The 23,974-nt window shown below is 42.8% G+C and carries 25 protein-coding genes, 2 pseudogenes and 1 other annotated feature; all 27 genes and pseudogenes read left to right on the forward strand.

The features are described 5' to 3' along the window. Positions 1-31: 31 nt before the first annotated feature. The 27 genes and pseudogenes from grpE (at position 32) to rpoD (ending at position 23,969) form a co-directional block, all read left to right on the forward strand. Positions 32-598: a nucleotide exchange factor GrpE gene (gene grpE / locus AWH49_RS03420; protein WP_063964637.1), complete on the forward strand. Its 567-nt coding sequence runs from the start codon at positions 32-34 to the stop codon at positions 596-598. 38 nt (positions 599-636) lie between these two features. Beyond that, the gene (gene dnaK, locus AWH49_RS03425) at positions 637-2,469 is read left to right on the forward strand and encodes a molecular chaperone DnaK (RefSeq protein WP_063964638.1); all 1,833 of its coding nucleotides are present in this window, start codon (positions 637-639) and stop codon (positions 2,467-2,469) included. Between the two features lie 130 nt (positions 2,470-2,599). Then, positions 2,600-3,724 carry a molecular chaperone DnaJ gene (gene dnaJ / locus AWH49_RS03430; protein WP_063964639.1) on the forward strand — a complete coding sequence of 375 codons (1,125 nt, stop codon included), beginning with the start codon at positions 2,600-2,602 and terminating at the stop codon, positions 3,722-3,724. Between the two features lie 23 nt (positions 3,725-3,747). Beyond that, complete coding sequence (gene prmA, locus AWH49_RS03435) at positions 3,748-4,692, forward strand: 50S ribosomal protein L11 methyltransferase (protein ID WP_034286157.1); 945 nt, start codon at positions 3,748-3,750, stop codon at positions 4,690-4,692. Positions 4,693-4,710: 18 nt separating this feature from the next. Continuing rightward, positions 4,711-5,460, forward strand: coding sequence for a 16S rRNA (uracil(1498)-N(3))-methyltransferase (locus AWH49_RS03440; protein ID WP_063964640.1), 750 nt, complete (start codon positions 4,711-4,713; stop codon positions 5,458-5,460). Between the two features lie 4 nt (positions 5,461-5,464). After that, the gene (gene mtaB / locus AWH49_RS03445) at positions 5,465-6,796 is read left to right on the forward strand and encodes a tRNA (N(6)-L-threonylcarbamoyladenosine(37)-C(2))-methylthiotransferase MtaB (protein ID WP_063964641.1); all 1,332 of its coding nucleotides are present in this window, start codon (positions 5,465-5,467) and stop codon (positions 6,794-6,796) included. A 104-nt stretch (positions 6,797-6,900) separates the two neighbouring features. Continuing rightward, entirely contained in the window at positions 6,901-7,584 is a 684-nt protein-coding gene (gene deoC / locus AWH49_RS03450) for a deoxyribose-phosphate aldolase (RefSeq protein WP_425305692.1), read from the forward strand. A 109-nt stretch (positions 7,585-7,693) separates the two neighbouring features. Then, positions 7,694-7,867 (forward strand): 30S ribosomal protein S21, encoded by a 174-nt coding sequence (gene rpsU / locus AWH49_RS03455; protein ID WP_018393973.1) that lies wholly within the window; start codon positions 7,694-7,696, stop codon positions 7,865-7,867. 14 nt (positions 7,868-7,881) lie between these two features. Next, positions 7,882-8,331, forward strand: coding sequence for a GatB/YqeY domain-containing protein (locus AWH49_RS03460; protein WP_034286152.1), 450 nt, complete (start codon positions 7,882-7,884; stop codon positions 8,329-8,331). A gap of 113 nt (positions 8,332-8,444) precedes the next feature. Next, positions 8,445-8,882, forward strand: a pseudogene (locus AWH49_RS21430) (hypothetical protein); the annotation flags it as partial. A gap of 36 nt (positions 8,883-8,918) precedes the next feature. After that, positions 8,919-9,161, forward strand: a pseudogene (locus AWH49_RS21435) (NfeD family protein); the annotation flags it as partial. A gap of 16 nt (positions 9,162-9,177) precedes the next feature. Then, positions 9,178-10,173 carry a flotillin-like protein FloA gene (floA, locus tag AWH49_RS03470; protein WP_018393970.1) on the forward strand — a complete coding sequence of 332 codons (996 nt, stop codon included), beginning with the start codon at positions 9,178-9,180 and terminating at the stop codon, positions 10,171-10,173. 14 nt (positions 10,174-10,187) lie between these two features. After that, positions 10,188-10,535: a hypothetical protein gene (locus tag AWH49_RS03475; protein ID WP_063964642.1), complete on the forward strand. Its 348-nt coding sequence runs from the start codon at positions 10,188-10,190 to the stop codon at positions 10,533-10,535. A 54-nt stretch (positions 10,536-10,589) separates the two neighbouring features. After that, positions 10,590-10,883 carry a YabP/YqfC family sporulation protein gene (locus AWH49_RS03480; RefSeq protein ID WP_063964643.1) on the forward strand — a complete coding sequence of 98 codons (294 nt, stop codon included), beginning with the start codon at positions 10,590-10,592 and terminating at the stop codon, positions 10,881-10,883. Continuing rightward, positions 10,876-12,003 (forward strand): sporulation protein YqfD, encoded by a 1,128-nt coding sequence (locus AWH49_RS03485; protein ID WP_063964644.1) that lies wholly within the window; start codon positions 10,876-10,878, stop codon positions 12,001-12,003. Before AWH49_RS03480 ends, AWH49_RS03485 begins: the two co-directional genes overlap by 8 nt. A gap of 24 nt (positions 12,004-12,027) precedes the next feature. Continuing rightward, entirely contained in the window at positions 12,028-13,017 is a 990-nt protein-coding gene (locus AWH49_RS03490; protein WP_018393966.1) for a PhoH family protein, read from the forward strand. After that, a complete protein-coding gene (ybeY, locus tag AWH49_RS03495; protein WP_063964645.1) occupies positions 13,001-13,471 on the forward strand; it encodes an rRNA maturation RNase YbeY in 471 nt (156 codons plus the stop codon). Before AWH49_RS03490 ends, ybeY begins: the two co-directional genes overlap by 17 nt. Next, the gene (locus tag AWH49_RS03500; RefSeq protein ID WP_063964646.1) at positions 13,449-13,826 is read left to right on the forward strand and encodes a diacylglycerol kinase family protein; all 378 of its coding nucleotides are present in this window, start codon (positions 13,449-13,451) and stop codon (positions 13,824-13,826) included. The genes ybeY and AWH49_RS03500 overlap by 23 nt, the downstream gene beginning before the upstream one ends. A 14-nt stretch (positions 13,827-13,840) precedes the next feature. Beyond that, complete coding sequence (locus AWH49_RS03505; RefSeq protein ID WP_063964647.1) at positions 13,841-14,239, forward strand: cytidine deaminase; 399 nt, start codon at positions 13,841-13,843, stop codon at positions 14,237-14,239. Continuing rightward, on the forward strand, positions 14,232-15,140 hold the full coding sequence (gene era, locus AWH49_RS03510) for a GTPase Era (RefSeq protein ID WP_018393962.1): 909 nt from the start codon (positions 14,232-14,234) through the stop codon (positions 15,138-15,140). Before AWH49_RS03505 ends, era begins: the two co-directional genes overlap by 8 nt. Before the next feature lie 27 nt (positions 15,141-15,167). Continuing rightward, positions 15,168-15,947, forward strand: a complete 780-nt coding sequence (recO, locus tag AWH49_RS03515; protein WP_034286141.1) for a DNA repair protein RecO — start codon at positions 15,168-15,170, stop codon at positions 15,945-15,947. A 45-nt stretch (positions 15,948-15,992) separates the two neighbouring features. Next, positions 15,993-16,171, forward strand: a binding site (T-box leader). A 61-nt stretch (positions 16,172-16,232) separates the two neighbouring features. Next, a complete protein-coding gene (gene glyQ / locus AWH49_RS03520; protein ID WP_034286140.1) occupies positions 16,233-17,123 on the forward strand; it encodes a glycine--tRNA ligase subunit alpha in 891 nt (296 codons plus the stop codon). Beyond that, positions 17,116-19,188, forward strand: a complete 2,073-nt coding sequence (gene glyS, locus AWH49_RS03525; RefSeq protein ID WP_034286139.1) for a glycine--tRNA ligase subunit beta — start codon at positions 17,116-17,118, stop codon at positions 19,186-19,188. Before glyQ ends, glyS begins: the two co-directional genes overlap by 8 nt. A gap of 92 nt (positions 19,189-19,280) precedes the next feature. After that, positions 19,281-19,919 carry a transcriptional regulator CcpN gene (ccpN, locus tag AWH49_RS03530; protein WP_063964648.1) on the forward strand — a complete coding sequence of 213 codons (639 nt, stop codon included), beginning with the start codon at positions 19,281-19,283 and terminating at the stop codon, positions 19,917-19,919. Positions 19,920-19,940: 21 nt separating this feature from the next. Next, positions 19,941-20,750, forward strand: coding sequence for a pyruvate, water dikinase regulatory protein (locus AWH49_RS03535; RefSeq protein ID WP_034286137.1), 810 nt, complete (start codon positions 19,941-19,943; stop codon positions 20,748-20,750). A gap of 244 nt (positions 20,751-20,994) precedes the next feature. Further along, the gene (dnaG, locus tag AWH49_RS03540; protein WP_034286136.1) at positions 20,995-22,812 is read left to right on the forward strand and encodes a DNA primase; all 1,818 of its coding nucleotides are present in this window, start codon (positions 20,995-20,997) and stop codon (positions 22,810-22,812) included. 35 nt (positions 22,813-22,847) lie between these two features. Continuing rightward, positions 22,848-23,969: an RNA polymerase sigma factor RpoD gene (rpoD, locus tag AWH49_RS03545; protein WP_018393955.1), complete on the forward strand. Its 1,122-nt coding sequence runs from the start codon at positions 22,848-22,850 to the stop codon at positions 23,967-23,969. Positions 23,970-23,974 lie beyond the last annotated feature (5 nt).

Here is a 23,974-nt window from a genome sequence, read left to right on the forward strand (position 1 = left end):
CACGATGAATTTTAGCCTGGAGGTGGAACCAATGGCAGAAGAACAAAAGCCATTGACAGTGGAAGATCCGGTTCAACAAACGGAATCTTCTGTTGAAGAAGTAGAAGTAGAAGAAACAGTAGGGGAAGAAATAATAGAAGAAGTAACAGAAAGCAAAGAAGAAGTGCTTCAAAAGCAACTTGATGAAGCAGAAGAACGCTATTTGCGCCTTCGTGCTGATTTTGAAAATTTCAGACGCCGTGCTAATCTTGACCGCGAAGCGCAGGAAAAATATCGCGCACAGCGTCTTGTGACGGATCTTTTACCGGTGCTCGATAACTTCGAGCGCGCGTTGCAAGTGACACCGGAGCAAGAAGAAACGAAATCTGTTTTACAAGGTGTTGAAATGGTGTATAAAACACTTGTAGCTGCTCTTGAAAGTGAAGGCGTGGAGCCGATTGAAGCAGTCGGTCATCCGTTTGATCCGACTATTCATCAAGCGGTTATGACGGAAAGCGATGAAAATGCGGAGCCAAATTCCATTTTGGCCGAGCTTCAAAAAGGATATAAATTGAAAGACCGGGTTCTTCGGCCTTCAATGGTAAAAGTAAATCAATAATTATATATAAGCAAATGATTTCAGGAGGGAACTAGAAAATGAGTAAAATTATCGGAATTGACCTTGGTACAACAAACTCTTGTGTAGCTGTACTCGAAGGCGGAGAAGCAAAAGTTATTCCAAATCCAGAAGGAAATCGCACAACACCATCGGTTGTTTCATTTAAAAATAATGAGCGTCAAGTTGGAGAAGTAGCGAAGCGCCAAGCCATTACAAACCCGAATACAATTATGTCGATTAAACGTCATATGGGTACAAGCCATAAAGAAACAATTGAAGGAAAAGACTACTCACCACAAGAAATTTCAGCGATGATTTTACAACATTTGAAAGCATATGCAGAAGATTATCTCGGTGAAACAGTCAGTAAAGCAGTCATTACAGTTCCTGCTTACTTCAATGATGCAGAGCGTCAAGCGACAAAAGACGCTGGTAAAATCGCGGGTCTTGAAGTTGAACGTATTATCAATGAACCGACGGCAGCAGCCCTTGCATACGGCATGGATAAAACAGAAGAAGATCAAACGATTCTTGTCTATGACCTTGGCGGCGGTACATTTGATGTTTCGATACTAGAGCTTGGCGATGGAGTATTTGAAGTACTTTCAACTGCGGGTGACAATCGTCTAGGCGGCGATGATTTTGATGAAGTCGTCATCAATTACCTCGTGCAGGAATTCAAAAAGGAAAATGGCATTGATTTGTCAAAAGATAAAATGGCGATGCAACGTTTGAAAGATGCAGCGGAAAAAGCGAAAAAAGATTTGTCTGGTGTCACATCAACACAAATCTCACTTCCATTTATTACAGCGGGTGAAGCTGGACCGCTTCATTTAGAAACAACATTGTCACGTGCGAAATTTGATGAACTTTCATCAAATCTAGTTGAGCGTACAATGGGCCCTGTCCGGCAAGCTCTTCAAGACGCAGGTAAATCAGCATCCGAACTTGATAAAGTCATTCTCGTTGGTGGTTCAACTCGTATTCCATCTGTACAGGAAGCAATTCGTAAACAAACAGGCAAAGAGCCGCATAAAGGGGTTAACCCAGATGAAGTTGTTGCAATGGGTGCAGCCATTCAAGGCGGTGTATTATCAGGTGATGTAAAAGACGTTGTTCTTCTTGATGTAACACCACTATCACTTGGTATTGAAACGATGGGCGGTGTGTTCACGAAATTGATCGACCGCAATACAACAATTCCTACATCGAAATCGCAAGTGTTCTCAACTGCTGCAGACAACCAGCCAGCTGTTGATATTCATGTACTTCAAGGTGAGCGCCCGATGTCTACAGATAATAAAACACTCGGCCGTTTCCAGTTAACAGACATACCACCGGCACCACGCGGCATTCCGCAAATTGAAGTCACCTTCGATATTGATAAAAATGGTATTGTAAATGTAAAAGCGAAAGATCTAGGTACGCAAAAAGAACAAAACATTACGATCCAGTCTTCTTCAGGTCTTTCTGATGATGAAATCGAACGTATGGTAAAAGAAGCAGAAGAAAATGCTGATGCAGATAAAAAGCTAAAAGAAGAAGCCGAATTGAAAAACGAAGCTGATCAGCTTATTTTCACAACAGAAAATATGGTGAAAGAGCTTGGAGATAAAATAGGTGAGGAAGAACTTCAAAAAGCAACTGAAGCGAAGGAAGCATTGAAAGAAGCTCTTGAGAAAAATGATGTTGAAGATGTACGTACAAAACGCGATGCTTTGAATGAAATCGTACAGCAATTTTCTATGAAACTTTATGAAGAAGCAGCGAAGCAAGCTGAAGCACAGCAAGGCGCTGAAGAGACATCGAAAGATGATGGTGTTGTAGACGCTGAATTTGAAGAAGTTGACGATTCAAAAGATAAAAACTAAGTATGTGATACAAGAAAAAGTCAAAGTCAGCGGTTTTCCGACTTTGGCTTTTTTTGTGAAACAATCTGCCATATTTTCATCGATCTATGTTAAAATAGCGGTTATGTGAATGAAACGGGAGTGAGAAACGATGAGCAAGAGGGATTATTATGATGTGCTCGGAATTGAAAAGAGTGCATCAAAAGACGAAATTAAAAAAGCGTACCGAAAACTATCAAAAAAATTCCATCCAGATATTAATAAAGAACCGGGTGCAGATGAAAAATTTAAAGAAATTACCGAAGCGTATGAAGTGCTAAGTGATGAATCGAAAAAAGCGCAGTATGATCAATTCGGACATGCTGGACCAAACCAAGGCGGTTTTAACGGTGGTGGTGGATTCGGCGGATTCGGCGGCGGATTTGATGATATTTTTAGCACATTCTTTGGCGGCGGCGGTGGACGTCGGCGTGACCCGAATGCACCAAGGCAAGGTGATGATCTTCAATACACGATGACGGTAACGTTTGAAGAAGCGGTTTTTGGGGTGGAAAAAGATATTACCATTCCAAGAGAAGAAGAATGTACAACGTGTGATGGAAGCGGTGCAAAACCGGGTACATCAAGGGAAACGTGTTCACACTGTGCCGGCGCTGGACAGGTGAATGTGGAACAAAGTACTCCATTTGGCCGTGTTGTGAACCGCCGTACATGTCCTCATTGCAGTGGTACAGGTAAAATTATTAAAGAAAAATGTACAAAATGTGCAGGGAATGGCCGCATAACGAAAAATAAAAAGATAAACGTAAAAGTGCCGGCAGGTATTGATGAAGGGCAGCAAATTCGTCTGACTGGACAAGGAGAAGCCGGCGTTAACGGCGGACCTGCAGGTGATTTATATATCGTTTTCCGAGTCATGCAGCATGAACTGTTTGAACGGGATGGCGATGACATTTATTGCGAAATGCCAGTGACATTCGTTCAAGCCTCGCTGGGTGATGAAATTGAAGTACCAACCATTCAAGGCAAGGTGAAATTGAAAATACCGGCTGGTACACAAAGCGGCACGACATTCCGTTTGCGTGGCAAAGGTGTAGCAAATGTGCGTGGATATGGTACAGGTGATCAGCACGTTCACGTGAAAGTCATTACACCGATTAAATTAAGTGAAAAACAAAAACACCTTCTTCGTGAGTTTGCAGAAGTAAGCGGCGAACAGCTGAGCGAAGAAGATGGTTTTTTCGATAAAGTGAAGCGCGCATTAAAGCGTGACTAATTGCATGATAGGAGCTGGCACGAATGAAGTGGTCAGAAATTTGCATTGAAACAGTCAATGATGCAGTGGAGCCGATTTCGAATATTTTACACGAAGCAGGAGCGAGCGGTGTTGTGATTGAAGACCGCGCAGAGCTGGACAAAAAACGGGAAGGCGGTTTATTTGGTGAATTGTACGAGTTGAATCCGGATGACTACCCTGATGAAGGCGTCGCCGTTAAAGCTTATTTACCGGTAAACAGCTTTTTGCAGGAAACGGTGGAGGATATTACAGAAGCGGTGAAAAATCTTACTGTATATCAAATTGACACAGGCAATTTACGTGTGTCGGTCAGTGAAGTGCATGAAGAAGACTGGGCTACGGCGTGGAAGCAGTATTACAATCCTGTCAAAATATCAGAAAAATTTACGATTGTGCCGACATGGGAAGATTACGAGCCATTTTCAACAGATGAATTAATTATTGAGCTCGATCCCGGCATGGCGTTCGGAACAGGGACACATCCGACGACTGTTATGTGTTTGCAGGCGCTGGAACGGTTTGTGAAGCCTGAAGATCATGTTGTCGATGTCGGCACCGGTTCAGGTGTCCTTGCCATTGGTGCAGCAATGCTCGGTGCAAAACGTGTTACAGCACTCGATCTAGACGAAGTGGCCGTATCGGCTGCACGTCAAAACGTGGCGCTGAATAAAGCAGAAAACGTTATTTCTGTGTCGAAAAATAATTTAATTGATGGTTTGGATGACCAAGCAGACGTTGTCGTAGCGAATATTTTAGCAGAAGTGATTATTTCATTTGTGAAAGATGTGGAATCAATTATGCGTCCGGGTGGTATTTTTATCGCATCCGGTATTATCGGACAGAAAAAAGAAGACGTGAAACAGGCGATGAACGATGCAGGATTGATTATTGAAGAAACAGTCGTTATGGAAGACTGGGTGTGCATCGCAGCGAAAAAAGCAGAATAAAAAAATGAGGTGCAGTCGATGCAGCGATATTTTTTAGACGAAATGCCTAAGGATAATAAAATCACCATTACGGGTGAGGATTTTCACCATATTAGCCGGGTCATGCGGATGGAAGCAGGCAGCTGTATTTATACAGTGCATCCCGACGGACGTACGTCTATTTCTACGATTACAGAGATCAAGGAATCAGAAGCAGTCGCAGAAGTGACAGAATGGGTGAAAAGATCAGTCGAATTGCCTGCGGACATCGTTGTTTCTACCGGTCTTGTGAAAGGCGATAAATTCGATTATATTATACAGAAAGGAACAGAACTCGGCGCTGCCGGGTTTGTTCCGTTTGAAGCAAGTCGTTCTGTCGTCAAGTGGGACCGGAAAAAAGGGGCAAAAAAAACAGAGCGGTGGCAAAAAATTGCTAAAGAAGCAGCGGAACAGTCGCACAGGAGTCGCATTCCATTCGTGTCTGAACCAGTTTCACTTACACAGGTTATTGAAAGTGGAAAAGACTTTGATATGTTGCTATTTGCATTTGAAGAAACGGCCAAAGCAGGCGATATGTCTGTTTTTTATGAGGCAGTCAGCGGGTTATCAGAAGGCAAACGATTGCTGATCGTGACCGGACCTGAAGGCGGATTTTCCGAGAAAGAGGCAGAACAATTAACAAAAGGCGGGTTTACTGCGTGCGCACTCGGACCGAGAATTTTGCGTGCTGAAACAGCGCCATTATATGTATTGTCTGCTGTTTCATTTTATTTAGAATTGAAGAGGTGATTACATGCCAACAGTGGCATTTCATACGTTAGGCTGTAAAGTAAACCATTATGAGACAGAAGCGATCTGGCAGCTGTTTGAACAAAATGGTTATGAGCGGACTGATTTTGAAAAAACATCAGATGTATATGTGATTAACACGTGTACGGTGACAAATACAGGGGATAAAAAAAGCCGGCAGGTGATTCGCCGTGCGGTGCGTAAAAATCCAGATGCGGTTATTTGTGTAACCGGCTGTTACGCACAGACATCACCGGCTGAAATTATGGCCATTCCAGGTGTTGACGTCGTCGTAGGCACACAGGATCGGATAAAGATGCTCGATTATATCGAGCAATTTAAACAAGAACGACAGCCGATTAATGCAGTCGGCAATATCATGAAAAACCGTGTATATGAAGAGCTTGATGTACCGGCATTTACAGACCGAACACGCGCTTCGCTCAAAATCCAGGAAGGATGCAATAACTTCTGTACGTTTTGCATCATTCCATGGGCACGCGGCTTAATGCGGTCACGTGATCCAGAAGAAGTCATCCGTCAGGCAAATCAGCTCGTTCAGTCTGGCTATCAAGAGATTGTATTAACGGGTATTCACACGGGCGGTTACGGATCTGATTTTAAAGATTATAATCTAGCTATGCTTTTACGTGATCTTGAAGCGAAAGTGACGGGATTAAAACGAATCCGAATTTCATCTATTGAGGCTAGTCAATTAACAGATGAAGTGATCGATGTCATTGATCAATCAAACATCGTTGTTCGTCATTTACACATTCCAATTCAATCTGGTTCAGACACGGTATTAAAGAGAATGCGCCGCAAATATACGATGGACTTTTTCGCAGATCGTTTAAATCGGTTGAAAAAAGCACTACCGGGTCTTGCTGTTACATCAGACGTTATCGTTGGTTTTCCAGGTGAGACGGAAGAAGAATTTATGGAAACATACAATTTCATTAAAGAACATCGTTTCTCAGAGTTGCATGTATTTCCATATTCAAAACGGACAGGTACACCGGCAGCGCGTATGGATGATCAAGTCGATGAAGAGATCAAAAGCGAGCGTGTGCATAAATTAATCGCATTATCTGATCAACTGGCGAAAGAATATGCAGCGGAATTTGAAAATGAAGTGCTTGAAGTGATTCCGGAAGAACCATTTACAGAAGGTGGAGAAGGACTTTACAGCGGCTATACTGATAACTATATGAAAGTTGTTTTTCCGGCGACAGAAGAAATGGTCGGCAAAATTGTCAAAGTGAAAATAACGAAAGCAGGCTATCCGTATAACGAAGGACAGTTCGTTCGGGTACTTGATACGGTACACGCGTAAAAGCTGGCAGATTGCCGGCTTTTTTTCGTCAAAATTCTCGCAAGCCTAAGCGCATCGGTGTTATGATATGGAAGTACGGACAACCAGTGAAAGGAGGGTTTACTATGATGACAGATACATTCGGAGACATAGCAAAAACCATTGATCATACGTTATTGAAAGCAGATGCCAAAAAAGAAGATATTGAGAAACTTTGCGAAGAAGCAAACCGTCATGGATTTGCTTCTGTATGCATTAATCCAGCGCTTGTCAAGCAGGCATCGGAACTTTTACGCGGTTCGGAAGTAAAAGTATGTACAGTCATTGGATTTCCACTCGGTGCGACGGTGACAGAAGTAAAAGCATTCGAAACAAAAATAGCGATTGATCACGGTGCGACAGAAGTCGATATGGTCATTAATATCGGCGCTTTAAAAGACGGCGATTTTGACGCAGTGGAAAAAGATATTCGTGCGGTTGTTGCATCTGCACAAGGAAAAGCGCTTGTTAAAGTTATTATTGAAACGAGCCTTCTTACTGATAAAGAAAAGAAGAAAGCATGTGAACTTGCTGTATCAGCAGGTGCTGATTATGTGAAAACATCGACAGGTTTTTCTGCCGGCGGTGCGACAGAAGCTGATGTTACATTAATGCGCCAAACAGTCGGACCTAAAATAGGTGTAAAAGCATCAGGAGGCGTTCGTTCGCAGCAAGATGCGATGACGATGATTAAAGCGGGTGCAACACGGATTGGTGCAAGCTCAAGTATCAGTATTGTAACCGGTGTAGAAGGCGACAGCACCTATTAATTGTGCAACTTTTGTAAAGAAAGTTTCTTGACCGTGTCAAAACGTTGTATTATAATAGTTCAGTACATGGAATTTCCATCGTAATGTGTTCGGAGGGAGGGAAAAAGAAATGTCAAAAACTGTTGTTCGCAAAAACGAATCGCTTGAGGATGCTCTGCGCCGTTTCAAAAAAACTGTTTCCAAGACAGGCACCCTGCAGGAATACAGAAAACGCGAATTTTATGAAAAACCAAGTGTGAAACGCAAAAAGAAATCAGAAGCAGCTCGTAAACGTAAGTTCTAAGAGGAGGTTTTAGTATGAGTCTTCTCGGACGTCTTAATGACGAGATGAAGCAAGCGATGAAGAGCAAAGAGAAAGAAAAACTGACAGTCATCCGTATGCTTAAAGCAGCATTGCAAAATGAAGGCATTAAGGCGGGCGGCCGCGACCTGACGGAAGAGGAAGAACTGACAGTCCTTTCTCGCGAAGTGAAACAGCGCAAAGACTCCCTCCACGAGTTTGAAAAAGCCGGCCGCGAGGATCTTGTGGCCAAAATTCAGACTGAACTGACTTACGTGAACGAATATATGCCTGAACAGCTTTCGGAAGAAGAAGTTTCAGCCATTGTCGACGCGGCAATCGCTGAAACGGGTGCTTCCGCAAAAGTAGATATGGGGAAAGTAATGGCCGCTCTTATGCCGAAAGTAAAAGGCAAAGCAGATGGGTCATTAGTGAACCGTCTCGTACAGCAAAAGCTGTCGAAATGAAAAGAACTGCCGTCCATTAGGACTGTAGTTCTTTTTTTATTCATTATTTCCTTTTTTCTGAAACTTTTTACATACTGAATCCGTATAAATGAAAAAGACCCGGCAGAAAGGCGGTGAGATACATTCGATATGTACAATGGAGTGCCGTACTTGTAGCAGTTTCATTGCTTACGGCGTATGATGGCGGCGGATCATTCGTTCGATTTGCAACTAATCCTGTTGTTGTCGTAGTCCTGTTATCGATTATGCTGACTGGGTTTATACTGGAATTATTTACACCCGGATTCGGGATTCCCGGCGCAGCGGGCACACTGGCATTGCTGATATTTACAGCAGGTCACGTTATGTCAGGAGAGGCCGGTATTTTGACAGTGCTGCTTATTGTTTTTGGTGTTCTGTTTATTCTGGCAGAAGTTATTTTGCCAGGCGGAGTCGTGGGCTTGATTGGTTTTAGCCTATTTTCTGCAGGCGTTCTATTTGCCGGAGCAAGCTTGCTTTGGATGGCGATTTCGTTAATAATCGCGTTTTCTATTGCGACAGCAGCATTGATATTAATGATAAAGGTGTTGGGAAAAGAAATGAAATTTTTCAAAAAATTCATTTTAAGCGACTCAACCGATACAGAGCACGGCTATGTATCGAATGAAAATCGCACAGATTTAATTGGGAAAATTGGCACAACAAAAACACCGTTGCGTCCGTCTGGTACAGTCGTCATTGACGGCGAGCGGATTGACGCCGTAGCAGAAGGCGTTTTCATTATGGCTGGTAAAGAAGTAGCCATTGTGAAAACAGAAGGCGCACGAATTGTTGTAAGAGAAATCGAATAAAAGGAGGAACTTTATTATGGTAATCAGCAGTACAATTATACTTCTCATTGCGATTGCGGCAGCAATTATATTACTTAGTGTTTTGCTTACATTTGTCCCAGTCATGCTCTGGGTATCGGCACTTGCTGCCGGCGTAAAAATTAGTATTTTTACGCTTGTCGGAATGCGCTTGCGCCGGGTTATCCCGAGCCGTGTCGTGAATCCGCTCATTAAAGCATCAAAAGCAGGACTAAATGTATCAATCAATCAGCTTGAAAGTCATTATTTAGCAGGTGGTAATGTCGACCGTGTCGTCAATGCCCTCATTGCTGCGCATCGTGCGAATATTGATTTAACGTTTGAACGGGCAGCCGCGATTGACCTTGCGGGTCGTGACGTACTTGAAGCTGTTCAAATGAGTGTTAACCCTAAAGTAATTGAAACACCCTTTATTGCTGGTGTTGCGATGAACGGAATCGAAGTAAAAGCGAAAGCGCGTATTACGGTACGTGCGAACATCGACCGTCTCGTCGGTGGTGCTGGTGAAGAAACGATTGTTGCCCGTGTTGGCGAAGGAATTATCTCTACAATTGGTTCAAGTGATCACCATAAAAAAGTACTAGAAAATCCGGATATGATTTCTCAGACTGTCTTGAACAAAGGATTGGACTCAGGTACAGCATTTGAAATTCTTTCGATCGATATTGCCGATGTTGATATCGGTAAAAATATTGGCGCTGAACTTCAGACCGAACAGGCAGAAGCGGATAAAAATATTGCACAGGCGAAAGCGGAAGAACGCCGAGCGATGGCTGTTGCGAACGAACAGGAAATGATTGCACGCGTGCAGGAAATGCGTGCGAAAGTCGTTGAGGCGGAAGCTGATGTTCCGCGTGCAATGGGAGAAGCGCTTCGTTCGGGCAATATCGGCGTTATGGATTACTTGAATATCCAAAATCTCACTGCAGATACCGACATGCGAGGTGCGATTGGTGATATGACAGGAAAGAAAAAAGAAAATGACGGCAAATAAAGGAGGTCATCCGAGTGGAAGGACTCATCTTTGTCATCATTGCCGGCTTGATCTCGATGTTTTTCAATAAGGGTAAAAACAAAGACGAACAAAAAACAGCCCGTAAAAAAGTAGAACAACAAGCAAAAAGCGTAGCGAAACAGGCGGATCAAAAAGCGATGGAAGCTTCTGTGCAAAATTCTATATCAACACCTGCCCCTGTTCAAAAGCCCGTTCAAAAACGAGAAACAAGACAGTCAAGGCCAATCAAACCGGTGTCACAGCCTGTGAAGGGTGTCGAAAAATGGTCAGAACAGGACTTTTTAAAAGGCATTATTTTGTCCGAAGTACTCGGTCCGCCAAAATCAAAACGTAAAAAGTGATGAATGCCTCTTTCTTTTCATAAACATATGAAAAAGAAAGGGGCGTTTGTTTTTATGAAAAAAAGAGAAGGGGCGGCATTTATCAGTAAATTGGCAGGACTGCCTGCTGATGCAGCCGGAGGAGTACCGCGTATCACGATCATTGGAAGCACTCAAATTGCGATTCAATATCCAGAACGGCTTGAACAATTTACAGAACAGGATGTCCGCATACAGTTGCCTGGATCAACTCTTCACATAAAAGGGAAATCACTTGAAGTAAAAGAATTAATGCCGGAAGAAATCCTCGTCGAAGGAACGATGACAAATATACAACTAGAAATGAAACAGGGTCATCGCTTTGGCTAATCTTTTTTTATCCGGTGGAGTGACTGTTATCGTCTCCGGCCCGGATGCTTCATTATTACCCGGCAGGCTGCATGAGCGCGGCGCTATACTTGTGCACATTAAATATGAAAAAAAGAATGTCATTCGTTTTCAAATGCGGGTTCGAGAACTTGGACTGCTACGAAAAGAAGCGCGTCAATTCAATGGAACCATTCGTTTGGAAAAAGGAACGGGCTTGCCTTTTTTAATGCAGCGTGCAATTCAAAATTATCCTTTCATTTTAACGAGCATCTGTTTCTTTTTCATTATCATTTTGCTTTCAGCGATGATCATCCGTATTGATGTCACAGGAGCGGATACGCAGACGGAAAAGTTGATTCGGACATTTTTAAAACAGGAGGGCATTCGTGAAGGAGCTATCCGATTTGATCAGATCAATGAACAAGAACTCAAACAACGCGCCCTGCTACAAGTGCCAGGTGTCACGAGATTTTCGCTGAAAAAGAGCGGTGTTGTGTACAAAGTAGATGTGTCAGCCAGCAGCCAGGAAAAAGAAACAGTTTCTAGCCGCCACCATTTAAGAGCGTCAAAAGCTGGTGTCATTCATGATTTGTTTGTGGAGCACGGCTTGTCGAAAGTACGTCGAAGTGAATTTGTTGAAAAAGGAGACCGGCTTGTGACCGGCACGAAAAAAAATCCAGCACGTGGCACTGTTATAGCAGAAACATGGTATAAAGCAACTGTGACGATGGTGAATGATTCAATGCAGACGAGAAGCAGCAAAAAAAGAATAACTGTATATGCATCGTTACAAGATAAAGAATATGCCCTCTGGACACCAGCGTCGTTGCGCGAACCATTTCAGTCGGAAGAATACGTGTATCAATTTCATTTTTTCTCGTATACGCTGCCATTTTCTTTCCGCACAGTGACCGACTATGAATTGAAAAAAGTAAACACGATTGAGACAGCGGACGAAATGGAAAAGAGAGCAATTCAAACAGCAAGGACACAGTTAATGGCCAGGCTTCCTGAAAAGGCGCACATTCAAGGCGAAAACGTTTTACAGAAGCGGGTTGGGAATGGTAAAGTAAAGATGATTATACACTTCCAAGTACTTGAAAATATTGCAACTAACTAACCTGTCAACGAAGGAGACTGAGGAATGCAGGAAGAATTGAAGTCAGCATCCGTCGCTCTAGGCGACCAAAACGAAGCAGTATTATTATTTGGGGTATCCGACCGTAATTTAACGATTATGGAAGAAGAGTTTCATGTCTCCATCGTCACACGTGGTGAAGCGGTTCATTTAACAGGACCGGCAAATAACGTGGAAAAAGCCCGTATTGTGGTTGAACAGCTGCTTGCTGTCATTCGCAAGCAAATTAACATTAGTGAACGCGATGTCATCAACGCTGTGCAAATGGCCAAAAATGGCACGATTGAATATCTGAATGAATTGTATGAAGAAGAAATTACTAAAAATGCAAAAGGCAAATCGATTCGTATTAAAACGCTTGGACAGCGCGATTATATTGAAGCGATCCGCAGTACAGATCTCGTATTCGGCATCGGGCCTGCAGGTACTGGAAAAACGTACTTGGCGGTCGTTATGGCTGTCCGTGCGCTCAAAAACAGTCGTGTCAAGCGAATCATTTTAACACGTCCAGCTGTTGAAGCAGGTGAAAGCCTTGGTTTTTTACCAGGTGATTTAAAAGAAAAAGTTGATCCATATTTACGACCTCTCTACGATGCACTGCATGACGTTCTTGGCGCGGAACATACGGATCGGATGATTGAACGCGGTACCATTGAAATTGCGCCTCTTGCCTATATGCGCGGCCGGACGCTTGATGATGCATTCGTCATTTTGGACGAAGCACAAAACACGACGAATGCTCAGATGAAAATGTTTTTGACGCGTCTTGGATTCGGTTCGAAAATGGTCATTAATGGCGATCAAACGCAAATTGATTTGCCGAAAGGCGCGGTATCCGGACTCGTTGCAGCAGAACGTATTTTAGAAAATACGAGCGGCATCTCATTTATTTATCTTAATCAAAGCGATGTTGTCCGTCACCCACTCGTCGCAAAAGTCATTAATGCGTATGAAAAAGCGGAAAAAGGGGATGGAAAAAATGCTGCTCGACGTTGATTTTTTGGATGAAACGAATAGTCTCGATGAAGAAACGAGCAAGCTGTCAGAAAAATTACTCCAGTTTTCCGCCAAACAAGAAAACATTCCGAACGGCAGTGAAGTGTCGGTGACATTTGTGACGAATAACCGCATTCAAGAAATCAACCGAGAGTATCGCGATAAAGACGTGCCGACTGATGTTCTGTCCTTCGCACTCGAAGAAATGGGTGAAGATGAAGTTGCGATCACCGGTGGGGACATGCCGCGTGTCCTCGGTGACATTATCATTTCGGTTGAACGGGCAAAAGAGCAAGCAGAAGACTACGGTCATTCGTTTGAGCGAGAGCTTGGCTTTTTAACGGTTCACGGATTTCTCCATCTGCTCGGGTACGATCATATGACAGAAGAAGATGAAAAAGAAATGTTTGGCCGGCAAAAAGAGATTCTTGATGCGTTTGGACTTGAAAGATAGACGAACCTTCAGCGCTGGCCGGCTCATGTCTTCATTCCGGTTTGCCGGCAACGGACTGAAACTGGCTTTTCTGGAGCCGAATATGCGTATTCATTTTGCTGCCGGTACTATTGTATCGGCAGCCGGTTTTATTTTTTCGCTCACACGTTTGGAATGGTGTATCATTATTGGCATGATTGCAGGAATGATGGCGCTTGAAATCGTCAATACAGCGATTGAAAAAGCAGTCGACCTCGTTACGAAAGAGTATAAGCCGCTAGCCGGCATGGCAAAGGATCTTGCTGCCGGCGCTGTGCTGTTGTATGCTTGTGCAGCGGTTATCATCGGACTGATCATTTTTATCCCAAAATTATAAAAGAGGTGAATAATATGGATCAGTATGTATTGATTGAAGAAGCGAAAAAAGCGCGCGAACTCGCATATGCTCCATATTCGAAATTTAAAGTAGGCGCAGCACTGCTTTCCAAAGACGGCCGTATTTTTGGAGGCTGTAACATTGAAAATGCAGCATATAGTGTTGTCAACTGTGCGGAGCGTACGGCGATTTTTAAAGCATGGTCAGAAGGTGTTACAAACTACACAGCGATTGCGGTTATAGCCGATACGAAACGGCCGGTACCGCCATGTGGTGCATGTCGACAAGTAATCGCGGAGCTTTGTCCACCTGATATGAAAGTCATTTTAACTAATTTAGAAGGCGACGTGCAGACGCTTACCGTAACGGAACTTCTGCCGGGTGCCTTTTCACCGGAGGATTTAAATGGGTAATACAACGTATAAATCAGGGTTTATTTCTATTATTGGCCGGCCTAATGTCGGTAAGTCAACATTTTTAAACCGCGTCATCGGTCAAAAAATTGCTATTATGAGTGATAAACCACAAACAACGCGCAACAAAATACAGGGTGTTTACACAACAGATGATTCACAAATGATCTTTATCGACACACCGGGCATTCATAAACCGAAGCATAAGCTCGGCGATTTTATGATGAAAACAGCAACAAACACGTTAAAAGAAGTCGACCTCATCTTATTTATGATTAATGCAGAAGAAGGCTTTGGACGCGGTGATGAATTTATTATTGAGAAATTAAAAGAGATAAAAACACCAATCTTTCTAGTCATCAATAAAATTGACCGTATTCATCCAGATCAGCTCATGCTCTTAATTGATCAATATAAGGATTTATTGGAATTTACAGAAGTGGTACCAATTTCAGCGCTGGAAGGGAATAATGTTGACCGGCTGCTTGAGCAAATTGAAAAGCTTCTTCCAGAAGGACCACAATATTATCCGGCCGATCAGGTCACAGATCACCCAGAACGGTTTATTGTGTCAGAACTGATCCGTGAAAAAGTGCTTCATTTAACACGTGAAGAAGTGCCACACTCGATTGCGGTTGCCATTGATAAAATTGCGAAGCGTGACGGCAAAGATATGATTGATGTGATGGCGACAATTATTGTTGAGCGGGATTCGCAAAAAGGCATTGTCATCGGACGCGGAGGCGCTTTGTTGAAAGAAGTGGGCAAACGATCACGTCATGATATTGAAAATTTGCTAGGATCAAAAGTATTTCTTGAACTGTGGGTAAAAGTGCAGAAAGACTGGCGAAATAAAGCGTCTAATTTGCGTGAGTTAGGCTTTAAAGAAGACGAGTATTAAGTTACTCTGCATAAGGAGTTTGGGGCTGTGCTTGAGAAATTAGAGGGCATTGTGCTAAGAACGAATGATTACGGTGAAACGAATAAAATTGTCACAATGTTTACGCGTGAAAAAGGAAAGAAAGCAGCAGTGGCAAGAGGCGCTAAAAAGACAAATAGCCGATTATCTGGTGTGACGCAGCCATTTACACATGGTATTTTTCTCGTACAAGGAAGCCGCGGACTCGGAACGATGCAGCAAGGAGAAGCTCTGTCGTCCATGCGTTACATACGTGAAGATTTAATGAAAACGGCGTACGCTGCATATATCGTTGAAATGACAGATCGAACAACAGAAGACGGTGAAATAAATCTGCCTTTGTTCAATTTGTTGCAAAAAAGCCTTGAATATATAAATGAAGGTGCTGATGCGGCGATTGTGACAAACATTTTCGAAATGAAAATGCTCTCGCAAGTTGGACTGCGACCCGAACTATCTTCGTGCGTTGTCTGTGGAGAAACGGAAGGCAAGTTCGGCTTTTCAATCCGTGAAAACGGTCTGATTTGCCACCGGTGCAAAGAACAGGATCTGCACTTTTTACCGCTGTCTCCAGCGTCCATCCGCCTGCTGCGTTTATTTTACTTTTTCGATCTTGAACGTCTTGGCAATATTGATGTAAAAGAGTCGACGAAAAAAGAATTACGAGCCGTGATTTCGATGTATTACGATGAATACGCTGGTCTGTATTTGAAATCACGCCGTTTTCTGGAGCAGATGGAGCGGTTTGATTACAATTTTCAAGCAAAAGAAGAAACGAATGATGATTGACAAAACATCCATTATGCATTACGTTTTAAATAGACAAAAGAAATAATAACTGCGACGATGGAAAAAAGTATGCGATGCACTCTTTTAAAAGCGAGCCCAGGGTAGTGTGAGCCGGGTAAAAGAACAGCGCGGAAAGGCACTCCGGAGCGGATTAACTTTAAAAAAAGCGGCCAAATTAAAGGCAAGTAGGGTGGAACCGCGGGTATATATAGCCCGTCCCTATGTACAAGAGACTGTTGTACATAGGGACGGGCTTTTTGATGCAGAAAAAAGGAGGAAGTAGACATGAATATTCAAGATATGATTTTAACGCTGCAAAAGCATTGGTCTGACCAAGGCTGTATTTTAATGCAAGCGTATGATGTAGAAAAAGGAGCAGGAACGATGAGTCCGTATACATTTTTACGGGCAATTGGACCGGAGCCTTGGAATGTAGCCTATGTTGAACCAAGCCGTCGTCCGGCAGATGGGCGTTATGGGGAAAACCCAAACCGCCTTTATCAGCATCACCAGTTCCAGGTGATCATGAAGCCGTCGCCAGATAATATTCAAGAATTGTATCTTGATTCGTTAAAAGCGCTCGGAATCGATCCGCTTGAGCATGATATCCGATTCGTTGAAGATAACTGGGAAAATCCATCACTAGGATGCGCGGGACTAGGCTGGGAAGTATGGCTGGATGGAATGGAAATTACACAGTTTACGTATTTTCAGCAAGTAGGCGGTCTCGAGTGCAAACCGGTATCCGTTGAAATTACATATGGTATCGAACGTCTCGCTTCGTACATTCAAGAAAAAGAAAATGTATTTGAATTGGAATGGACAAATGGATTTACTATTCATGATATTTTTTATCAGCCAGAATTTGAGCATTCTAAATATACATTTGAAACGTCTAATGTAGATATGTTATTTAACTTATTTGGCGTATACGAAAAAGAAGCAAAGCGTCAGATGGATGAAGGACTCGTTCATCCAGCATACGACTACGTGCTGAAATGTTCGCACGTCTTTAACTTACTCGATGCGCGCGGTGCTATTTCTGTCACAGAGCGTACTGCTTACATCGGGCGGATGCGTAATCTTGCTCGTCAAGTTGCCAAAACATTTTATGATGAGCGAGAAAAATTAGGCTTCCCGATTTTGAAACAGAAAGGAATGGCTGATCATGAATAAACAGGATATCTTGCTCGAAATTGGATTGGAAGAAATGCCGGCTCGTTTCGTGACACAGTCAATGAATCAGCTTGGTGAAAAAGTAAGTAAATTTTTAAATGAACAAAATATTGAACATGGTGACGTACTGCTTTACTCCACGCCGCGCCGCCTTGCTGTCATCGTAAAAGATACGGTCGATGCGCAAGCCGATACGAATGAAGAGGCGAAAGGTCCTGCGAAAAAAATTGCCCAATCAGAAAACGGTGAATGGTCAAAAGCCGCTGCTGGTTTTGCGAAAGGCCAGGGGATGTCGGTAGACGATATTTACTTTAAAGAAGTAAATGGCGTTGAATATGCATATGTGAATAAATTTGTGAAAGGACGTTTGACAGCTGAGCTGCTTCCGTCGTTAAAAGACATTGCATTGAGCTTAACATTCGGTAAAAATATGCGCTGGGGCAACAGTGATATTCGCTACGTGCGTCCAATTAAATGGATTGTGGCACTGTTTGGCACGAAAGTCATTCCATTTGAGATGGCCGGTGTGCAAAGTGGAAACGAAACGATAGGTCACCGTTTTCTCGGAACGACTGCAACCATTGTGGACGCTTCTTCGTATGAAGAGACATTGAAGCAGCAGTTCGTTATTGTCGATCCAATCAAGCGTCGACACATGATAGTCGAAGGTTTAAAAGAACTTGAAAAACAAAATAACTGGGTTATTCCAATCGATGACGCTCTTTTGGAAGAAGTGAATAATCTCGTTGAATATCCGACGGCTTTATCCGGTTCATTTAGCAAAGAATTTCTTGATTTACCTGAAGAAGTGCTCATTACATCGATGAAGGAACACCAGCGTTACTTCCCAGTGAAAAAGGCGAACGGCACATTGCTTTCTCATTTTGTTACAGTGCGTAACGGAAATGATCATGCTATTGATAAAGTGGCCCGTGGAAATGAAAAAGTATTACGCGCTCGTTTAGCTGATGCAGATTTCTTTTATAAAGAAGATCAAAAAGCCAATATTGATGATCTTGTGAAAAAGCTTGAAAAAATCGTGTATCACGAAAAAATCGGTACTCTGTCTGAAAAAGTCGCCCGCATTCGCCGTATTTCATCCGCACTTGCCAATTTAACAGACGCATCAGAAGAAGTGAAAACATCAACAGACCGTGCTGCGCAAATCTGTAAATTTGACCTTGTGACGCAAATGGTCTATGAGTTCCCGGAACTGCAAGGGATAATGGGGGAAAAATATGCCCATCAAAAAGGGGAAAAAGAGGATGTAGCCGTTGCTGTGAACGAACATTACAAGCCTCGCTTTGCAGAAGACACGGTTCCATCTACCAAAACAGGTGCGCTTGTCAGTCTAGCAGACAAACTAGACACGATTACGGCATGTTTTGCTGTTGGTATTATTCCAACTGGCTCACAGGATCCATATGCGCTTCGCCGCCAGGCAACTGGAATCGTGCAGACGATGATGGACCATGAATGGCATGTGCCGCTTGCAGACGTGATCGCGGCTGGAGTAAAAGAAGTACTGCATGATAGTATCGGTGAGAAAGATGCTTCTACATTGAAAGAAGAAATCATTGCGTTCTTCATGCTTCGTGTGAAACACATTTTACAGGAAAAAGGAATTCGATATGACATCATTGATGCGGTTCTAGCAAAGCGCAGCGGTACGCTAAAGGAAATGGAAGAAGCTGCGTCTGTGTTGATGAGCCATAAGGAAGATGAGGAATTTAAAGAAACGATGGAAGCGCTCAGCCGTGTTGTGAACATTGCGAAAAAAGCGGAAGATGACCAGGGTGTCGATCCGTCTTTCTTTGAAAATGAAGAAGAGAAACAACTGTACAGTGCGTATTCAGATCTGGAAACAGCATGGACAAGAGCTGAATCTATGAGTGCACGATATGAATTACTTGCTGGACTAAAACGATTGATTGAACAATATTTTGACAATACGATGGTGATGGCAGAAGATGCGCAAGTAAAGCAAAACCGTCTTGCATTGATGCGTCGTCTTGCTATGTTCATTCTTGAATTTGCTGATGTTCCGGCTATCATGACGAAATAACACGGCTATCCAGTACTGCCCGATGTATATTTTGCTCAAATAGTATATAATGATAAATAAATCGTATAACACATTAAGGTTTATTTTGATGGGTGGTGGGGAAAATCGAGTTAAATAAGCGGCAGCAAAAAATATTGGAAATTGTCAAAGGTAATGGTCCAATTACCGGTGAACATATTGCAGAACAACTGAGTTTAACACGTGCAACCCTTCGTCCAGACCTGGCTATTTTAACAATGTCAGGGTTTCTGGATGCTCGTCCGCGCGTTGGCTATTTTTATACAGGAAAGTCCAGTACGCAGCTGTTAACAGAAAAATTAAAGAAACTGACCGTACGTGATTTTCAGGCAGTGCCGGTCGTTGTAAAAGAGCAATCTACGGTGTACGACGCGATCGTGACGATTTTTCTTGAAGATGTTGGCACGCTGTTTGTTGTTGACGATTCAGGCTGTTTGTCTGGTGTTTTGTCGCGCAAAGATTTGCTACGTGCAAGCATTGGCCAGCAGGATCTAAACTCACTTCCAGTAAATATTATTATGACGCGAATGCCGAATATTACGGTATGTAAAAAAGACGATCTGATCCTGGATGTGGCAAAAAACTTGCTTGAAAAGCAGATCGATAGCGTACCAGTTGTTAAAAAAATAGAAAAAGGTTATGAAGTGACCGGACGTATCACGAAAACAATGATCACACGGGCATTTGTCTCATTAACAAATGATGATCATTAACAGGAAGGCGGCAAAAATGACGTGAACGATCCTATTATTTATATTGTGTCTGATTCGGTGGGAGAAACAGCCGAACTTGTAACTAAAGCAGCACTGAGTCAGTTTAGCGGTCCTGCGGTCATTAAACGATTTCCATATGTAGAAGATCTGTCTCACATTGATGAAGTTGTCAGCTTGGCAACAGAAGATCAAGGCATTATTGTGTACACGCTGGTCAAACCGGAAATTCGTCAGTATATGGTGGAGACAGCGGAAGCAGAAAACATTAAAATATTTGATTTGATTGGTCCACTTATGGATCAGCTGGAATCGATGTGTTCAATGGAACCGTTGTTTGAACCAGGCCTTGTACGTCGCCTGGATGAAGAATATTTCAAAAAAGTGGATGCAATTGAATTTGCTGTTAAATATGATGATGGACGTGACCCGCGTGGTTTATTGAAAGCTGACATTATTTTAATCGGTGTCTCACGTACGTCAAAAACACCATTGTCACAATTTCTTGCACATAAGCGGGTGAAAGTGGCTAATGTGCCAATTGTGCCGGAAGTCGATCCACCGGAAGAGTTGTTCTCTATTCCAAAAGAGAAATGCATCGGTTTAAAGATCAGCCCGGAAAAATTAAATCAAATTCGCAAGGAGCGTCTCATTTCACTAGGTCTTGATGACAATGCGAGCTATGCTGATGTTGAGCGCATTAAAAAAGAACTGTCTTATTTTGAAAATATAGCAGCTCGAATAGGCTGTAACGTTATTGATGTAACGAACAAAGCGGTGGAGGAAACGGCCAATATTATTATGAGCATGTACCGTAGCCGAAAAAGTACATAATCACTCGATTATGTACTTTTCATTTTGACAAAAATGATCTATAATAAAAAATTGTGATAAAAATGTGATTGAAACAGGTTTAGACACCCCTTCAAAAGAATAAACTAACGATGTAAACTCCATTTCGATATGCATGATTTATGCACGGAATGTGTTTTTTAAAACGAACTTTCGTTTGAAAGAAGGATTCTAAACAAGCGTGTAGAATAAATACAAAATACGATTTTACAACTGGTGATAACACATGGCAGGAAGAATTTCTGAAGAAGCGATTCAAGAGATTAAACAGGGAGTTGACATTGCCGATATAATTGGCGATTATGTACAGCTAAAAAAACAGGGCCGCAATTTTTTTGGACTTTGTCCGTTTCATGGAGAAAATTCGCCTTCTTTTTCTGTCTCACCTGAAAAACAGATTTATCATTGCTTTGGGTGTGGTGCAGGGGGGAACGTATTTACTTTTTTAATGGAAATGGATCAAATTCCTTTTCAGGAAGCAGCGGCTAGACTTGCGGACCGTGTGGGTGTGGTGCTTGACATTTCTGCTTCAGAAAAAAACGATGAATCGTTTAAGTCAAATGAGTATGAAGACTTTCTTGAAGCGCATGCCCTTATGGCAAAATTTTATCGACATCTTTTGTTGAATACAAACGAAGGTGGCGAGGCGCTTCATTATTTGCATGAACGCGGGTTTACAGATGAAGATATTGACCGCTTTCAAATTGGATGGTCGCTGCCTCAGCATGAGTTTAGCCTGAACGTGTTGCAAAAACGTGGCTTTGATCCAGCTCGTATGGAACAGGCCGGGCTTTTGCTGAAAAATGAAGAAACCGGTCGTTATTATGATCGATTTCGCGGACGGATCATGTTTCCGCTCCAGGATGAAAAAGGAAATGTAGTCGGCTTTTCCGGCCGCAGTTTAGGTGACGCGCAGCCAAAGTATTTAAATTCGCCGGAAACAGCGATTTTTCATAAAAGCCGTCTTCTGTATCACTTTCATGCGGCAAAAACAGCGATTAAACGGCAAAAACAGTTTATCCTATTTGAAGGATTTGCGGATGTAATTGCCGCAGTGCGTGCCGGATTTAATCAATCTGTTGCTGTCATGGGTACATCACTTACAGAAGAGCATATCCAAATGTTAAAACGAACATCAGATGAAGCCATTATTTGCTATGACGGCGATAATGCCGGAGTGAATGCGGCTTTTAAAGCAGCACAAATGCTGGATAAGAATGGTGTAACTGTTAATGTAACGCTACTTCCGGACGGTCTTGATCCGGATGAGTTCATTAAGCGAAACGGACCAGAATCATTTACAGCTTATGTAAAAGATGCATCGCTTACATTAATGGCGTTTAAAATGGAATACTTGAAACGTGGGAAAAATTTGCGGGATGAATCACAGAAGTTTCGTTACATTGAAGATGTGCTTGCTGAAATCGCCAGTTTGAAAAAAGCAGTAGAGCGCGATCATTATTTACGCCGGCTAGCCGGTGAGTTTTCACTTTCACTTCAAGCACTGCAGGAGCAGGAGAAAGCATTTTTTCTGAAAAAAAGAGCGGAACGGCCAATACGTCAAGAAGACGGGAAAACAAATATGCTCGTTCAGAAAGCAAGGCCAATGAAGCAATACCCGCGTTATGAAACAGCGGAACGCCGGCTGCTGGCCCATATGCTGAAAAGTCCAGACATTGCTGATCGCGTTCGGACGATGCTTCAAGGAGAGCCGTTTACAATGGATGAGCACCAGGCACTTTTTACGTACCTTTTAGGGTATTATGAACAAGCAAACGCGCCGGACACAGCTTCTTTTTTGACGGTGCTGCCAGATGATCAATTACGCCGGCTAGCCGTTGACATCAGCTTGATGACAGTGAGTGGTGAGCCTAGTGAAGAAGAACTAATGGATTACGTTAAAGAAATCAATAAACAGCGTCGCCGCTTTAAGATTGAAGAGAAGAAAAGAGAGCGGGATGAAGCTGAAAAACGGCATGATTATGTAGGTGCTGCGCATATTTTGAGTGAAATTATCGCACTCGAAAAATTGCTTTCCCGTTAAATGTGACGGCCAGGATGTTGGAAGGAGGGGGACTCATGACTGAAAAGTCAACACGTTCCAAAGAAGCTGAATTAACACTTGATAAAGCAAAAGAACTTATTATTGAAACTGGTAAAAAACGCGGTGAATTAACATATAATTATGTGGCGGATAAACTTGCTTCGTTTGAAGTAGACTCCGGCCAGATTGATGAATTTTACGAGTCGCTTACAGAACAAGGAATCGAACTTGTTGAGGAAGACAGCAACGAAAGCGATCCGAATGTTCAAGAGCTTGAAAAAGAAAGTGAAGAGTTCGATTTAAATGATTTAAGTGTCCCGCCAGGTGTAAAAATTAATGATCCGGTCCGCATGTACTTGAAAGAAATTGGCCGCGTCGATTTGTTATCTGCTCAGGAAGAAATTGAGCTTGCTCATCGTATTGAAGAAGGCGATGAGGAAGCGAAGCGCCGTCTTGCAGAAGCAAATCTACGTCTCGTTGTCAGTATTGCTAAACGCTATGTCGGCCGCGGCATGCTGTTCCTGGACTTGATCCAAGAAGGCAACATGGGGTTAATTAAAGCTGTTGAAAAATTCGACTATCGTAAAGGATTTAAATTCAGTACGTATGCAACATGGTGGATTCGTCAAGCCATCACACGTGCGATTGCTGATCAGGCACGGACGATTCGTATTCCCGTTCATATGGTAGAAACGATTAATAAATTGATCCGTGTTCAGCGCCAGCTATTACAAGATCTCGGCCGTGAACCAGTACCGGAAGAAATTGCGGAAGAAATGGACCTAACTCCAGAAAAAGTCCGGGAAATTTTAAAAATTGCTCAGGAACCGGTATCACTTGAAACGCCAATCGGTGAAGAAGACGATTCGCATCTTGGCGACTTTATTGAAGATCAGGAAGCAACGTCACCTTCTGAGCATGCAGCATACGAATTGTTAAAAGAACAGCTTGAAGATGTCCTAGACACATTAACAGACCGTGAAGAAAATGTCCTTCGTCTTCGTTTTGGTCTTGATGATGGACGTACACGTACACTTGAAGAAGTAGGCAAAGTATTCGGTGTTACGCGCGAGCGGATTCGTCAGATTGAAGCAAAAGCACTTCGTAAACTACGCCACCCAAGCCGCAGTAAACGGCTAAAAGATTTTCTTGAATAAGTGAG

The sequence above is a fragment of the Domibacillus aminovorans genome (assembly GCF_001643235.1).
Lineage (GTDB): Bacteria > Bacillota > Bacilli > Bacillales > Domibacillaceae > Domibacillus > Domibacillus aminovorans.

Bases quoted from the DNA above. Each gene is read 5' to 3' on its own strand.
- era (WP_018393962.1), top strand. From the start codon at position 14,232: ATGGGTAATACAACGTATAAATCAGGGTTTATTTCTATTATTGGCCGG.
- dnaJ (WP_063964639.1), top strand. From the start codon at position 2,600: ATGAGCAAGAGGGATTATTATGATGTGCTCGGAATTGAAAAGAGTGCA.
- AWH49_RS03460 (WP_034286152.1), top strand. From the start codon at position 7,882: ATGAGTCTTCTCGGACGTCTTAATGACGAGATGAAGCAAGCGATGAAG.
- AWH49_RS03440 (WP_063964640.1), top strand. From the start codon at position 4,711: ATGCAGCGATATTTTTTAGACGAAATGCCTAAGGATAATAAAATCACC.
- dnaK (WP_063964638.1), top strand. From the start codon at position 637: ATGAGTAAAATTATCGGAATTGACCTTGGTACAACAAACTCTTGTGTA.
- AWH49_RS03500 (WP_063964646.1), top strand. From the start codon at position 13,449: ATGCGTTTGGACTTGAAAGATAGACGAACCTTCAGCGCTGGCCGGCTC.
- AWH49_RS03480 (WP_063964643.1), top strand. From the start codon at position 10,590: ATGAAAAAAAGAGAAGGGGCGGCATTTATCAGTAAATTGGCAGGACTG.
- ybeY (WP_063964645.1), top strand. From the start codon at position 13,001: ATGCTGCTCGACGTTGATTTTTTGGATGAAACGAATAGTCTCGATGAA.
- mtaB (WP_063964641.1), top strand. From the start codon at position 5,465: ATGCCAACAGTGGCATTTCATACGTTAGGCTGTAAAGTAAACCATTAT.
- prmA (WP_034286157.1), top strand. From the start codon at position 3,748: ATGAAGTGGTCAGAAATTTGCATTGAAACAGTCAATGATGCAGTGGAG.
- rpsU (WP_018393973.1), top strand. From the start codon at position 7,694: ATGTCAAAAACTGTTGTTCGCAAAAACGAATCGCTTGAGGATGCTCTG.
- AWH49_RS03505 (WP_063964647.1), top strand. From the start codon at position 13,841: ATGGATCAGTATGTATTGATTGAAGAAGCGAAAAAAGCGCGCGAACTC.
- deoC (WP_425305692.1), top strand. From the start codon at position 6,901: ATGATGACAGATACATTCGGAGACATAGCAAAAACCATTGATCATACG.
- dnaG (WP_034286136.1), top strand. From the start codon at position 20,995: ATGGCAGGAAGAATTTCTGAAGAAGCGATTCAAGAGATTAAACAGGGA.
- AWH49_RS03490 (WP_018393966.1), top strand. From the start codon at position 12,028: ATGCAGGAAGAATTGAAGTCAGCATCCGTCGCTCTAGGCGACCAAAAC.
- floA (WP_018393970.1), top strand. From the start codon at position 9,178: ATGGTAATCAGCAGTACAATTATACTTCTCATTGCGATTGCGGCAGCA.
- glyS (WP_034286139.1), top strand. From the start codon at position 17,116: ATGAATAAACAGGATATCTTGCTCGAAATTGGATTGGAAGAAATGCCG.
- grpE (WP_063964637.1), top strand. From the start codon at position 32: ATGGCAGAAGAACAAAAGCCATTGACAGTGGAAGATCCGGTTCAACAA.
- rpoD (WP_018393955.1), top strand. From the start codon at position 22,848: ATGACTGAAAAGTCAACACGTTCCAAAGAAGCTGAATTAACACTTGAT.
- glyQ (WP_034286140.1), top strand. From the start codon at position 16,233: ATGAATATTCAAGATATGATTTTAACGCTGCAAAAGCATTGGTCTGAC.